Source organism: Pseudomonas mosselii (genome assembly GCF_003205295.1).
Lineage (GTDB): Bacteria > Pseudomonadota > Gammaproteobacteria > Pseudomonadales > Pseudomonadaceae > Aquipseudomonas > Aquipseudomonas mosselii_B.
The window spans coordinates 320,967-335,517 of sequence record NZ_QJRP01000001.1 but is presented as its reverse complement, the minus strand read 5'-3'; the positions used below and the strand labels follow the sequence as shown (position 1 = coordinate 335,517).

9 protein-coding genes are annotated in these 14,551 nt (G+C 67.8%); 1 reads left to right on the top strand and 8 read right to left on the bottom strand.

Annotation, left to right across the window (positions count from 1 at the left end; genetic code table 11):
- Positions 1-111: 111 nt before the first annotated feature.
- From ribD to DMX06_RS01600, 7 genes are read right to left on the bottom strand one after another with little or no spacing between them, the layout of a single operon-like run.
- Positions 112-1,026, bottom strand: coding sequence for a bifunctional diaminohydroxyphosphoribosylaminopyrimidine deaminase/5-amino-6-(5-phosphoribosylamino)uracil reductase RibD (ribD, locus tag DMX06_RS01630; RefSeq protein ID WP_110733943.1), 915 nt, complete (start codon positions 1,024-1,026; stop codon positions 112-114).
- Positions 1,023-1,682: an SAM-dependent methyltransferase gene (locus DMX06_RS01625; protein WP_050705865.1), complete on the bottom strand. Its 660-nt coding sequence runs from the start codon at positions 1,680-1,682 to the stop codon at positions 1,023-1,025. Before DMX06_RS01625 ends, ribD begins: the two co-directional genes overlap by 4 nt.
- Positions 1,683-1,694: 12 nt before the next feature.
- Positions 1,695-3,386, bottom strand: coding sequence for a WD40 repeat domain-containing protein (locus DMX06_RS01620; protein ID WP_110733940.1), 1,692 nt, complete (start codon positions 3,384-3,386; stop codon positions 1,695-1,697).
- Positions 3,387-3,409: 23 nt separating this feature from the next.
- The gene (gene ribA / locus DMX06_RS01615) at positions 3,410-4,006 is read right to left on the bottom strand and encodes a GTP cyclohydrolase II RibA (protein ID WP_028691687.1); all 597 of its coding nucleotides are present in this window, start codon (positions 4,004-4,006) and stop codon (positions 3,410-3,412) included.
- Positions 4,007-4,040: 34 nt separating this feature from the next.
- Positions 4,041-5,051, bottom strand: a complete 1,011-nt coding sequence (locus DMX06_RS01610) for a formylglycine-generating enzyme family protein (RefSeq protein ID WP_110733938.1) — start codon at positions 5,049-5,051, stop codon at positions 4,041-4,043.
- Between the two features lie 56 nt (positions 5,052-5,107).
- Complete coding sequence (locus DMX06_RS01605; RefSeq protein ID WP_110733936.1) at positions 5,108-6,001, bottom strand: VOC family protein; 894 nt, start codon at positions 5,999-6,001, stop codon at positions 5,108-5,110.
- The gene (locus DMX06_RS01600) at positions 6,001-7,044 is read right to left on the bottom strand and encodes a methyltransferase (RefSeq protein ID WP_110733934.1); all 1,044 of its coding nucleotides are present in this window, start codon (positions 7,042-7,044) and stop codon (positions 6,001-6,003) included. Before DMX06_RS01600 ends, DMX06_RS01605 begins: the two co-directional genes overlap by 1 nt.
- 310 nt (positions 7,045-7,354) lie before the next feature.
- Between DMX06_RS01600 and DMX06_RS01595 the strand changes: the two genes are divergently transcribed.
- Positions 7,355-7,999, top strand: coding sequence for a helix-turn-helix transcriptional regulator (locus tag DMX06_RS01595; protein ID WP_110733932.1), 645 nt, complete (start codon positions 7,355-7,357; stop codon positions 7,997-7,999).
- Between the two features lie 148 nt (positions 8,000-8,147).
- Here the strand turns inward: DMX06_RS01595 and DMX06_RS01590 are convergent, their stop codons facing one another.
- Positions 8,148-14,492: a non-ribosomal peptide synthetase gene (locus DMX06_RS01590; RefSeq protein ID WP_110733930.1), complete on the bottom strand. Its 6,345-nt coding sequence runs from the start codon at positions 14,490-14,492 to the stop codon at positions 8,148-8,150.
- Between the last annotated feature and the right edge of the window lie 59 nt (positions 14,493-14,551).

The following is a 14,551-nucleotide window of genomic DNA, read 5'->3' as shown; positions in this document are numbered from 1 at the left end:
CTGCGCAGCAGCCCCTATTGTGGTGAAACACTGAAATTGCTGGGGCCGCTTTGCGGCCCTTTCGCGACGCAAGGCCGCTCCCACAGGGATAGTACAGCGCTCACGAAGGCCTCAGACCTGCACCAGCCATTCGTCCACCAGCCCCTGACGCGCGAGGGCCTCGCACCAGGCCGGGTCGGCCTCGACCTGGACTTCGTTGCAGTCGAGCTCATGCAGCGCGTGTAACACCTGCAGGACACCAAGATCCTCCAGCACCTGGCAACGGACCCGTGCATAGCGCCCGTCCCGCCACGCCTGCGCGCCATGCAGCACCAACGTCGGCGCCCGCCCATCCAGCACCTTGGCCGAAGCCGGGCAGTCCAGCCCCTGGTCGATCAGCACCCGCAAGGGCACCACCGGCTCGGCCCTTTGCTCGGCCACCTGTGCCATCAGCGAGGTGTCGCCGGCCTTCACCCAGTCACAGGTGGTCAACACCGCCGAGGCCCTGCCCCGCCAGTGCGCCAGGGGCGCCTGTTCGTCGCAGTGGCTGAACATTGCGCCCTCGCCCAACGCCCCTATCTCCAGCGCCGCCGGACGCAACACCCGCACCCACGGGCGCTGACGCTCGATGCGCGAGAAGAACCCGCGATTGAGCGCCCGCGCCCGCGGGCAAGGCAATGCCTCGACCGCAATGCCTGCCTCGCGCAGGCGATCCGCGCCGATGCTCTGCGAGACGTCGCCGCTGGCCGTGACCACCCGACGCACCCCCGCCGCCACCAGGGCATCGGCGCACGGCGGTGTGCGCCCATGGTGGCCACAGGGCTCCAGGGTCACATAGGCGGTTGCCCCCCGCGCCGCCGTGCCCGCCTCGCGCAAGGCGTGCACTTCGGCGTGGGCCTGGCCGGCGCGCTGGTGCCAGCCGCGCCCCACCACTTGCCCCGCGTTGACGATCACGCAGCCAACCCGCGGATTGGGCATGGTGCTGTACAGGCCCTGGCTGGCGAGCGCCAGGGCCATGTCCAGGTAGTGACGGTCGATCGCACTCACGTGCGGACCAGGGCCAGCAGGTAGCGGGCCTCGCCATGCTGGCGCTCGATCACCTCCAGCCCCTGCCAGGTAAAACCATGGGCCTCGAGGGTCTGGCGGATGCCGTCGTCGGTGAAGAAGTAACCCTGGCGCTGGTTGTCCATTTCGCGCCAGCCTGGCTGCGGATGGGCCGCGTCGACCCCGAACACGTTCAGCCCCACCAGCGCGCCGGGGCGCAGCAGGCGGCGCACATGGCCCAGGTACGCAGCCCACTCATCCGGGTGCTGGTGGTGGAAGCAGCCATTGTCCAGGGCCGCGTCGAACACCGTGCCCGGCGCCGGCTGCCAGTCCTGCATGGCCTTGTTCACCAGGTCCAGGCGATCGCCCCAACGCTTGCGCAACAAAGGCCAGCTGGAGTTCTCGACGATATCCAGCCCGGTGACCCGGTGTCCGGCGAGGATGAAGGTGGAGGCATCACGGCCACGCCCCACGCCGATGTCCAGCACATGCTGGTCGGCCCGTGGGTCCAGGCGCTCAAGGAAGGCCTGGGCCGCCTGGATCATGCCGATGTCCCACGACCACTCGTCCTCGCCATGGCTGTAGCGGTGCACGAACGAGGTGTCGAGGGCCTTGCGGTAATCACCCTGGGCCATGAAGTCGCTTGCTTGCTTGCTCATCGTGCTGCTCCTTCAGGACGCGAGGCGGGCGTCGATGCCGTAGATACGCCCGTCATAGGAACTGGCCAAAAAGGCGTCGCGGACGGCGTCGTGGGTCAGGCAGGAAATGCCGCTGGCGGTCGGTCGCTGCATGGGCAGCCAGCGCCGCGAGGCCAGGTCGAACAGCGCCACGGTACCGTTGTAGGCCGCGGTGGCGATCACCCGGCCATCGCCGGAGGCGGCGATGCACTTGATCGAGTGCTGGTGCGGCGAGTCGAACACCTCGTCGCCGGTTTCCAGCCACAGGCGCAGCTTGAGGTCGCGACCGATGCTGGCGAAGCCGCCGGTGATCGGGCAGCAGCCGTTGGAAATGCGCGTATGCGCTCCCTCGATATGCCGCACGCAGCTGAAGTCGGCGATGCTGTGCAGCGCGGCGTCGGCCGAGGCACACACGCTGAACAGGTGACGCTCGTCGGCGGCCACGCCCTTGATCGCGTTGTCGTGCATCGGGATCGACGCCACCAGGCGCAGCCCGCCGTGGCCATCGTGGCCGAACACCAGGCCCTCGCCGGTGTAGGTGCCGATCAGCGCCAGGTCCTCGCCATTCTTGACGAAGGTGGCGCCACAGTTGAGCGGCGAACGGTGCTGGTACAGCATGCGCCCGGACAGGCCGTCGAACACCTGGCCCATCTGGCCACCGGTCAGCAGCAGCGGACCGAACGGCAGAAGGAAGTTGCACAGGCTACCCACCGCGGTCACCGGCTGGTCGTCACGGTGCAGGATGCCGGCGTCGCCGATGCTGTACTGGCGCTCGTCGCTGCGCACCACGGCGTTGATGCTCACCGCCGGCTCGATGCCCGACACCTGCCACTGGTCCTGCTCGTAGTTCCAGGTGGCATAGCGCGAACCGAAGGTGGCGAACACCAGCTGCTCGTCGCCGACGAAGGCGCAGCTGCGCGGCCAGACGATGCTCGGCAGCGCGGTGCTACGGCGCCTGACCAGGTTGCGCCCGGCGTCGAAGGTCCAGAGGATCGCCGAACGGTCGTAGCTCAGGCTCACCAGCAGGCGCTTGTCGTCGTTCCAGACGATGCGCTTGATCCCCGCGGCGTGGGCCGGCACGGTCTGCACCTGGCCCTGGGCGATGATCGAGATGCGCCCCTCGTCATCCCCGGCGAACACCACGCCTTCGCGGGTGATGGCGATGGTGTCGGTCTCCACGCCGCCGATGTCCACCTCGTCGCATTGCTCGCCGCTGCGGGTGTCCCACTGGCGCACGGTGCCATCGTCGCTGCTGGAGATCAGGCGCTGGCCGTCCGGCGACCAGACCACCGAGATGACGTCGGCCTGGTGGCCGTGGAACGCCTGCAACTGCACGCCGTCGAGATCGAAGATGCGCAGCACGTGATCGCGCGAGCAGGTCGCCACGCGCTGGCTGTCAGGCGAGAACACTGCCATCTCGACATCGTCGTTGTGCCCCTGCAGCACGGCTTTCAGGCGCATGCTCGGCACTTCCCAGATGCGCGCGGTGTAGTCGCTGCTGGCGCTGACCAGGTGCTTGCCGTCACCGCTGAAGGCGCACTGGTTGGCCAGGTGGTCGTGGTGCACGCGGTGGATCGGCTCGCCGGTGGCGGCGTTCCACAGGATCACCTGGTTGTCGTAGCCGGCGGTGGCGACGAAGCGCGCGGCATGGGCGGCGATACCGCTGATAGGGCCAATGTGTTTCATCGAAAGATCCTTTTTCGCTGGAGTCAGAGCTTGATCGAATGGCTGGACTTGACCGCCTTCGCCTGCAGGTAGTTGCGGTTGTGATTGGTCAGGAACACCCCGGTGGGCACCTGTTCGATCACATCGATGCCACCGGCGCGCAGCTGCGCGACCTTCTCCGGGTTGTTGGTCAGCAACCGGCACTGGTCAACGCCCAGGGCCCGGAGGATCTGCACGGCCGGGTCGAAGGAGCGCGAGTCGGCCAGGTGGTTCAGGCGCAGGTTGGCCTCGTAGGTGTCCAGGCCCTTGTCCTGCAGCAGGTAGGCCTCGAACTTGGAGTACAGGCCGATGCCGCGCCCTTCCTGGCGCAGGTAGATCAGGTAGCCGCCCACTTCCTTGAGGGTGCGCAGCGCCTCCTGCAACTGTGGGCCGCAATCGCAGCGCTGCGAGCCGAAGACATCGCCGGTGATGCATTCGGAGTGCACCCGCACCAACGGCACGTCGCACTGCTCGCGGCCGATGCCGACGGCGAAGTGCTCCTGGTCACGTTCGAAGCCGTGGAAGCCGAAGAAATGGGCGTCGACATCGCCGCCGAGGATGGAAATCGGCACGATGGTGTGAAGCGAAACATCCTTGTTCATGGAATCAGACCTCTTGCACGGAAGACGGAACAACTCAGTTGTGGTTTTCAACCAGGCGAAAACCCATGACGTAGATCGGTCGTGGGTAACGCCCGTGGCGGCGCGCGGTGCGCGCCAGGTCGCGGAAACGGGTGAAACTGCCACCGCGGGCCACGCGATGGGTGCCGACATCGAGCACCAGGTCGTCCTCGATCTGCGGGCCACCGGGGTATGGCCGGTAATCCTCGGCCACGTACTCCTCGACGTTGCCGGCCATGTCCAGCACCCCGAAGGGCGAGGCGGCGTCGACGAACACGCCGACCGGCGTGCTGTCCAGGTAGCCCAGCTCGGCGGTGTTGGCCTGCTCGACCTGGTAGGCGTCGCCCCAGGGGAACTGGCGGCCTTCGGGGCCGGCCGCGGCATATTCCCATTGCGCCTCGCTGGGCAGGGCGAAGCACCGGCCGGTGCGCTCGCTCAGCCACCGGGCGTAGGCGTCGGCGTCACTGGCCGAGACGCTGTACACCGGATGGTTGGCGTGGTGCCGCGGGTAACGGCCGAACGCCCAGCCGTCGGGGATGCCGGCATGCCCGCTGTCGAGCAGGAACTGGCGGTACTCCTGGTGCGTCACCGGGAAGCGAGCGATACGAAACGCCGCCAGCTCCACTGCGTGGCGCGGGGTCTCCTTGTCAATCCAGCTGCGGTCCAGGCCGAGCCCGTCGAACTGGTCCATCACCTGCTCGACCGCGCGCGGGTCAAGGCCGATGTGCGCCCGCGCGGCGGGGATGTCGATCATCTGCGGCGCGAAGATGTCGATGCGTGGATCGCCGCGCAATGCCAGCACTTCGCCGGCGGCGATGCGCCGGGCCAAGGGTTGGCGCGGCTGCTCGAGCAGCGTCAGCAGGACATCCAGCGGCGCCTGGAGCAGATCGTCGAGCGCCGTGGCGACCTGCGCCTGCAACGGGTGCTCCTGGTAATGTTGCGGGTAACCCATCAACGCCCGGTCACTGACATCCTTGGGCAGCGGGCTGGGCAGCCGTGGCCAATGCCACTGTTTGTAGCTATTCATGCAAATACCTGCCTGGGCACAGGCCTGCCTGGCGGCAGACCTGCGACGACGTGGGGTCAGAGGCGGTCGAGGAGCAACCGTGGGTTGCTTTCGATCATCTCCACTTCAGCGCTGTAGACTTCGATCACCAGGCCATCCGGGTCCTCGAAGTAGACCGCGCTGCGCACGTTGTCCGGCCCATGGTGGTAGCCCGGCGCCGGGCCGTTGCCCTTGACCAGCTTGATGGTGCCGGCGGCGCTGACTTGTTCGGCGATACGCCGCACATCCTCGGGCAGTGCCCGCACACCGATGTGATAGCCGGCCGGGTAGCTGAACGACTCGCTCTGCTCGATGAAGAAGTCGAAGCCGTTGAGCTCCATCACGGCCTTGCGCGGCCCCAGGTTGTAGCAGTAGTTGGCGCCAAGGATGTCGCTGTAGAACGCCTTCGAGGCTTCAAGGTCGCGAGTGAGGATATTGACGTGGTTCAGCTCGGGGCGCTGCGCGGCCCGTGCTGCTTCGTCCAGCCCCAGGCCGTCGAGCGAACGCCACAGCTTGGTCGCGGCCGCAAACTTGGCGAAGCCTGCCAGCCAGTCCTTGATCGCCAGTTCCGGCGCCTGCCCGGCGCCGATATCCAGCGAGTACGGATAGAGGAAGCCCTGGCTCGCCTGCTGCCACTGGGCGATCACACCGCTGGCGGGCGGCAACTGCGCCAGTGCACCCTGCACACGGAGCAGCACCAGCGCGGTGTTGCGGCACAGCCCGCTGGCCTCGTTGAGCAGCGTGTTCAACGCCGCCGGTGGCGTGGCGCTGTCGAGCAGCAGGCAGACCGCGTCCACAGGCCCCTGGCCGGCCGGCTTCTGGCTGACCTGCAGGCTGAAACCCGCCGCCGCCGCTGCGCTGCCCAGGCTGTCCAGGGCCTGGGCCGCCGCGTCGCCAAGCGGCGCGGCATGCAATGCCAACAAGCGCAGCATCAGGCAGCCCTCCGGCCGATCAGCAGGGTGTAGCGGCCTATCGGCTCCTGTTCCACGCTCAGCCCCGCCGAAGCCATGCTGTCGATCAGGTAACGGGTCGGGTGCAGCTCGCCGTTGACCGTGTTGAGCATCATGTGCAGGGAGAAGTCGGCCGACAGCGCCGGATGGATCTCGTCATCCTCCAGGGCCATGCTCAGCACCAGCAGCGCGCCGTCACCCTCGACCATGCCGGCGGCGCCGGCGATCAGGGTGCGCACCTGCTCGCGGGTGAAGTAGTGCAGGCAGTCGTTGAGCATCACCACGTCGGCCTGTTCGCCCTGGTACTGCGCCAGGTCCAGCAGGTTGCGGGCATGGAAGCCCAGGCGGTCGTCGAGACGGTACTTGGCGAAGGTGGCCGCAGCTGCCTCGCGGGTCGGTTCCAGGTCCCAGACCTCGCCCTTGACCTGCGGATTTCGGCTGGCGATCTCGGCCAGGTAGGTGCCGTGACCACCGGCCAGGTCGATCACCCGGCGGGCCTTGTCGAACAGCGGCAGGTCGCGCAGCACGTCGACCATGGGCTGGCTGAAACGGACCATGGCATCGTTGAAGGCGTCGCGGGCCGCCAGGTCGTGCTTGAAACGGTTTTCCTGCTGGAAATCCAGCGAGGTGCGGCTGCGCAGCACTTCGTCCAGGCGTGGCCAGTTGTGCCACTGCAGGCGCTGGTGGTCGATGATCGGACCGATGAACTCGGCACTGTCGCTGACCAGGAAACGCTGGCTCAACGGCAGGTTCTCGAAACCTTGCGCGGTGCGCTTCAACAGGCCCATGGCCACCAGCGCGTTGAGGAAGATGCGGCCCTTGTTCGGCACCCAACCCAGCGCATCGCTCAGGGCCTGGGCGCTGACCGGCTGGCGGGTGTGGTCGAACACACGCTGGGCCAGCGCCGAATGCAGGATGGCGGACTGGCGGTACTGGTCGGAGAGCTTCACCAGGTCGACCACGCCTTGCAGACTGTTCAGTTCGTCGGCGTGTTCGTAGATGGTCACGGGTTTCTGGGCATTCATGCACTCACATCCCTGTCGAGTTATTGTGGGTGAGCCCATGCCCGGTATTTGCCAGCAAGGTGACGACGGACTTGCACGCACCCCTCCCTGGGACCGGCAAGCACAGGCTCCGCAAATCAGCCTAGACGCGGACCCAATAAATACAACTAATACCTTTTATATTTTTATCGCATATAAATTTTCTTATCGATAATCGTTACTCTTGCACAATTCACCGCGAATCCGGGCTATCCTTCGCCCACTTGCCTGCGCAAAGGATGGCCCAGGAGAGTGCCCGATCCGTTCATTCACGCCCGGTTTCCAGCGCTCCATGACCTCGACCACCGTTGATACCAACTGCACCGCCGACCGCATCCTGTTCCTGCTCAAGACCCGCGGGCCGCTCAAGACCGCCGACCTGGCCCAACTGCTCGCCATCACCTTCGAAGCCACCCGCCAGCAGGTGCAGAAACTGCAGGCGGCCGACCTGGTCAGTGGCATCAGCGTGCCGGCCAAGGGCGCCGGGCGCCCTTCGCAAAAATGGGCGCTGACCGCCACGGCCCAGCGCCGCTTCCCCGATTCCCACAGCGTGCTGACCCTGCAACTGATCGAGAGCGTCGAGCAGGTGTTCGGCAGCGACGGGGTCGACCGCCTGATCAGCCGCATGGAAGACAGCAACAGCCGTGAGTACCAGCAGGCCTGCGCCGATGGCCAGAGCCTGGAAGACAAGGTGCGCATCCTCGTGCAGTTGCGCGAGCGCGCCGGCTACATGGCCGAGATGCAGGCCGACGGCAGCGACTGGCTGATCGTCGAGAACCACTGCCCGATCTGCATCGCCGCTACCCGCTGCCAGGGGTTCTGCCGCAGCGAGTTGCAGGTGTTCCAGGCGGCGATCGGCGCACAGGGGCTGGTGGAGCGTTGCGAGCACCTGATCTCGGGGGATCGGCGCTGCGTCTATCGCATTTCGCCGAAATAGGAGGATTGTGCCGCACAAGGGCTGGTAGCAGCCCCAGGCGCTTAGCGCTGAGGCAGAAATTGCCGGGACCGCTGCGCGGTCCTTTCGCGACACAAGGCCGCTCCCACAGGGGGTGCGCATGACTCAAGGTTACCCCTTTGCCTGTTCATCAGATCCGTCGCCTGCCCTTCAGCGCCGGAATGGTGGTCTGCGCAATCGCCACCTGTTCCTGCTCGCGCCGGGTGTTGGCCGCCAGGCCCGCCAGGGTCGGCTGGCTGAACAGCAGGCGCGCATCGGCGTGCAGCCCGGCCTGGCGCATGCGCGCCACCAGGCTGACCGCCAGCAGTGAATGCCCGCCCAGCTCGAAGAAGTTGTCGTCGCGGCCGACCTGCTCGATCTTCAGCACCTCGGTCCAGATTTGCGCCAGGGCCTGTTCCAGCTCGTCGCGGGGCGCCTCATAGGTCCGGCTGATCACCGCCTCCGCGCCCGGTGTTGGCAGGGCGCGACGATCGACCTTGCCATTGGGGCTCAGCGGCAACTCGGCCAGGAGCACATAGGCCGAGGGCACCATGTAGACCGGCAGGCGCGCCAGCAGGTAGGCGCGCAGCGCTTCCAGCGTCGGCACGGCATGGCCGGCGCGACAGCTGGCATAGGCCACCAGACGCTCCTCGCGCACCAGCACCACTGCCTGGCCAAGGTCCGGATGAGCCGCCAACAGCGCCTCGATCTCGCCCGGCTCGATGCGCAGACCGTTGAGCTTGACCTGGAAGTCGTTGCGCCCCAGGAACTCCAGCTCGCCATCGGCGCGGTAGCGCACCAGGTCGCCGGTGCGGTACAGGCGGTCGCCGGCCACGAACGGGCTGGCAATGAAACGCTCGGCCTGCAACGCCGGCAACCCCAGGTAGCCGCGGGCCACGCCGATACCGCCGATATGCAGTTCGCCGGCGCACCCAACGGGCACCGGACGGTCATGGGCGTCGAGCACATACAGGCGGGTGTTGCCGATCGCCCGCCCGATAGGCGGGGCGAAATCGGGCAACGGCTGCTGCGGTTCCAGGGTCCAGGCGGTGCTGTCCACGGTGGCCTCGGTGGGGCCATAAACATTGTGCAGATGCACCTGGGGCAAGCACTTGCGTACCCGTTGCGCCAGCGCCAGGGTCAGCTCGCCGCCACCGCAGAAGACATCGCGCAGGCTGGTGCAGCGCTCGACGCCCGGGGTGTCGAGAAACGCCTGCAGCAGGGCCGGGACAAACTTGACGGTGGTCACCCGGCGCGCCTGGATCAGCTGTACCAGGTAGGCCGGATCGCGGTGCCCGTCGGGGCGCGCCAGTACCAGGCGCAAGCCGGCGCACAGCGGCCAGAACAACTCCCACACCGAGCCGTCGAAGCTGAACGGCGCCCGTTGCAACAACGCGTCGTCGGCTTGCGGCGGGCACAGGTCGCTGCCCCAGCGCATCAGGTTGCACAGCCCGCGGTGCTCGACCATCACCCCCTTCGGCGTGCCGGTGGAACCCGAGGTGTACATGACATAGGCCAGGTGCCCGCCGCCCAGCTCAGGCAACTCGGGCGCGTGGTCGCCATGCGCCTGCCAGCCGCCGTGATCCAGATCGACCAACGTGAATGGCTGGTCCTCGAACAGACCACGGGTGGCCCCCTGTACCAGGACCGCCAACGGCGCGCTATCGGCGAGCATGTAGTGCAGGCGATCGTCGGGATAGCCGGGGTCCAGCGGCACATAGGCGCCACCGGCCTTGAGCACGCCAAGCAGGCCGGCGATCAGCGACGCACCGCGCTCCAGGCACACGGCGACCCGGCTGTCGGGCCGAACGCCGAGGCCGATCAGGTGATGGGCCAGGCGGTTGGCCCGGGCGTCCAGTTCACGGTAGGTGAGCTGCGTGTCTTCGCTCTGCAGCGCCACGGCGTCCGGCGTGCGACGCACCTGGGCGGCGAACAGCGCCGGCAGATGCGGATACGCGGGATCCAGCGCGACCTCGGTGGCATTGAGGGTTTCCAACAGATAGACGCGCTCCGCCTCCGGCAAGGTCGACAGCGATTCGAGCGCCACCGGCCCCTCGCTGGCCAGTGCTTCAGCCAGCGCCTGCAGGGCACAGCAAACGTGCCCGAGCACCCGCTCGGCGCCCAGCTCACGGGGCGCCCGAACACTGAGGCGCAGGCTGTCGCCCTGCTCGTCCACGGTCAGCACCAGTGCATGGCTGTGCACCTCGCTGGCATCGAGCAGGGTCACGCCGGGCAGTGCCACGCTGTCGTGCGCGGCGCCATGTCGATAGTTGAGCAGGCTGTCGAACAGCGCCACGCCGGCGGGCAGCCCGCTGCAGCGCTGGGCCAGCACCAACGGTGCATCCTCGTGCCCGAGCAGCGCCGCCAGCTGGCCGTGGACACCAACCAGCGCCTGGCCTACGTCGCGACCGGCCAGCGACACCCGCAGTGGCAGGCTGTTGATGAACATGCCCAGCGCCCGATCAGCCCCCTCGCCCGCCATCACCCGGCCCAGCAGCACGCTGCCGAACACCACCTCATCGCGCCCACCCAAGGCCCCCAGCACCTGGGCCCAGGCCAAGTGCATCAGGCTGCCCAGGCCAACGTCGTGTTGGCGCACGCGCTGGCGCAGGGCCGTGGCCAAGCCCTCAGGAACAGTCAGGTTGCAGGTCTCGACATTCGCCAGCGCGTGCACGCCCTCGCCCATACCGGCCAGCCTCGGCGGCGCTTGCACCCCGGCCAGGGCTTCGCGCAGGAACGCTTCATGACTCGCCTGGCGGGACTCGTCGCGGCTCAGGGCGACGTAGTTGCGGTAAGGCACCGGCATGGGCAACGCATGCCCTTCGTCCGCCATCAGCACCGCCAGTTCAGACAGCAGCACCTGCACCGAGACCGCGTCGTTGACCAGGTGGTGGAAGTGCAACAGGCCCAGCCAGCGCTGCCGCGCGCTGTCCTCGACACAGACCAGGGCCATCATCGGTGCCTGGCGCAGGTCCAGCCGCAGGTTCTGCTCACGCAGCAAAGTGACCGCCTCGCCCGGACCGGGCTCGAGCACCGCCAGCGGCAGCCAGGCCTGGCGCCACACCACTTGTTGCGGCTGCGCCAGGCCTTCCCAGGCCAGACTGGTGCGCAGGATGTCATGACGTTCGATGACCCGGGCCAGGGCCTGATTGAATGACTCAAGCGCCGCCCGGCTGTCAAAGGCGAACAGCGCCTGTTGCTGGTACGGGTCACGGTCTTCGGTGAGATGGTGATACAGCAGCCCCTCCTGCAGTGGTGCCAGCGGGTAGATTTCCTGCACATTGACCGCCCCGCCCGGAACCCTGTCGACGATGCGGTCGATGCAGGCCTGATCGAGGCGGGTCAAGGCGAGCATCTCGGGAGTAATCCGCCGGCAACCCGGCGCCACGCGATTGGCCGCTACCGATTGCACGGGGGCGCCGCCAAGCGACGCGGCCAGGCTCGCCAAGGTCGGTTGGCCAAAGAGGACCTGGGCATCGACCTGCAACCCTGCCTGACGCATGCGCTCGATCAGGCGCACCGCCAGCAGCGAATGGCCGCCCAGCTCGAAGAAGTGATCGTGCCGTCCGACCTGCTCCACCTCCAGCAACTCGGCCCAAAGCGCGGCCAGGCGCTGCTCCAGCTCGCCTTGGGGCGGCTCGTGGGCGCGCCGTACCGTGGCCTCGTTGCCCGGTGCGGGCAACGCGCGGCGGTCGAGCTTGCCATTGGCGGTCAACGGCCAGGCCGCCATCGCCACATAGGCGCTCGGCAGCAAGGCGGCTGGCAGGCGGCTGCGCAGGTGCTCATGCAACTGCAACGGGGTCGATGCCTGTTCGCCGAGGTACCACGCCACCAGCTGGCCGTTGCGCAGCAGCACCAGCGCCTCGCGCACGGCCGGGTGGCTGGCCAGCGCGCTCTCGATCTCGCCCAGCTCGACTCGCACGCCGCGGATCTTCACCTGGTCGTCGCTGCGCCCCAGGTACTCCAGGGTGCCATCGGGCAACCAGCGTACCAGGTCCCCCGTGCGGTACATACGGGCGCCGGGCTGCTGGGCGAACGGGTCGTCGAGGAAGCGCTCGGCAGTCAGTTCGGGGCGGTTCAGATAGCCGCGGGCGACACCTGCACCGCCGATATGCAGCTCACCGACAGCGCCTATCGGCAGTTGCCGGCCCTGGGCATCGAGCACGTGCAGGCGGGTATTGGCCACCGGCGCGCCGATATGCAGCATCTGGCCCGGGTGCACTTCGCCCGCGCTGGCCACCACCGTGGCCTCGGTCGGCCCGTAGTTGTTGATGATCCGCCAGCCACGCTCTCGGGCCAGCCGCCGCAGGCGATCGCCGCCGACCAGCAAGGTGCGCAGGGTGGGATGCGCCTCGCCCTGGGCGAAGGCGTGCTCGGCCACCGGCGTGGGCAGGAAGCTGACCTGCAGCGGCTGGGCACGCCACCAGCGCAGCAGCGCGTCGATGTCCTCGCCACCCTCGCCCACCGGTGCCAGGTGCAGGGTGGCGCCGACACACAGGGCCGGCCATATCTCCCAGGCCATGGCATCGAAGCCGAAACCGGCCAGGCTGGAGGTGGCGCTGCCCGGATGGAGGTCGAAGGCGTCGCAGTGCCAGTCGACCAGGTTGGCGAGCATGCGGTGCTCGATCATCACGCCCTTGGGCTGGCCGGTCGAACCGGAGGTGTAGATCACATAGACCAAGCTTGAACCCGACAGCCCCGGTACCTCGAGGTCGGCGAACGCCGTCGTGGGCAGTGGCAAACGGTCCAACTCGATCACCGGCACATCGAGGTCAGGCAGGCGCTCGCGCAGGCCGGACTGGGTCAGCACCACCCTCGGCGCGCAATCATCGAGCAGGTAGCGCAGGCGCTCCCCCGGGTGCGCCGGATCGATCGGTACATAGGCCGCACCGGCTTTCAGCACCGCCAGCAGGCCGACCAGGGTGTCCAGGCCACGCCGAGCGACTACGGCCACCCGCTGCTCCGGCACCACGCCCAGGGCCTGCAGTTGCGTGGCCAGCTGATTGGCGCGGTTGTTAAGCTCGGCATAACTCAGGCGCTGCTCCTCGTGGATCGCGGCCGTCGCCTCGGCGCGCAGAGCGGCCTGGGCCTCGATGCGTCGATGGATCAGGGACGGGCCCTGGGCGGCGCGGGCGGTGGCGTTCCACAGCCGCAGGCGATGGTGCTCGTCGGGCAAAAGCAGGTCGTAGTCGTCGATGCCCGCCTGCGGCCGCTCCAGCCCTTGGGCCAGAACGTGCAACAGCCGCGCGCTGAACACCTCGACCTCTTCGGGGGACAGCCAGGCCTGGTTATGCACCAGGTGCAGCCAGGCCTTGCCATTGTGCGGGTTGCTGCGCAGGTAGATCGACAGCGGCGTCGGCTCGTGATCGTTGCATACCTTCACGCTGTGGGCGCCGAGGCTGCCATAGCGCAGGTCGTGGCCTTCTTCCTCGTAGGACACAGTGATCTCGAACAACTGCCCCCGGGCCTCCCGGGATAGCCCCAACGCCCGGTTGAGATCGCTCAGCGGCAGACGCTGGTGGCGCAGGTCGCGCCGCAGGGCATCGCCGATACCGCGCACCAGCTCGGCGAAGCTCAAATTCCGGCCGAAGTCCATGTGCAAGGCATTGACCTGGACAAACATGCCCAGCGTCGCCTTGGCCCGGGCATTGCCGCGGTTGCGCACGGGCAGGCCGACCACCCAGTCGTCCCGCTGCCAGGCCCGGGCACAGCACACGTGCAAGGCCGCCAGCAGCACATGGGCGATCGATCCCTGCAGCTCGCCAGCCAGTTGCTGCATACGCGCCAGCAGTTCGCCGTCGAAACTGCGCTCCAGCGCATGGCTGGGCGTGGCACCTGGCGGCAGGCCCTGTTCCCTGGGGCTCAGCAGCGCATCCGGAAGCTGCGGGTAGCGGCCTTGCCAATAGGCAAGATCACGCTGCTGGCGGGGCGACCCCTGATAGGCCAGGTCATCCTCGATGAACGTCCGATAGGACGGGGCCGTGTCCGGGAGCGCCAGGCCCTGTTCGAGCAGGCCGTAGTACCGACCCAACTGGTGGAGCAACTGCTCCAGGCCCCAGCCGTCGAGGATCAGGTGATGGGCTTGCAGCATCAGCAGGCTGCGCCCGGCACCCACATGCAGCAATGCCATGCGCAGCAACGGTCCGGTTTCAAGGGCGAAGGGCTGCTGCAACAAGGTCTTGGCCAGACGCTGCGCAGCGGCGAATGGTTCAGCCTGCCCGCGCAGGTCGTGCTCGTCCAGCGGCACCTGCAATCCGGCCACGAAACGCTGGCGGGCCACGCCATCGTCCCCCGCCTCGCGCACCAGCACCGTGCGCAACCCGTCGTGAAGCGCGACCAGGTGCGCCAGCGCGCGCCGCAACAGGCCACTGTCCACGGCGCCGTCGAATTCGAGATAGCCGCCGACGTTGTAGAGCGGCGAGTCGCCGTGGCTGATCTGGTCCAGCCAGATGTCGCGCTGGGCGCAGGTCAGGGGAAAGCTATCGGCGACGGACATAGGCGGGTCTTCCTTGAAACGGGATCGTCCGCGGATTCAAGCACCCACCCCGTGCCCTG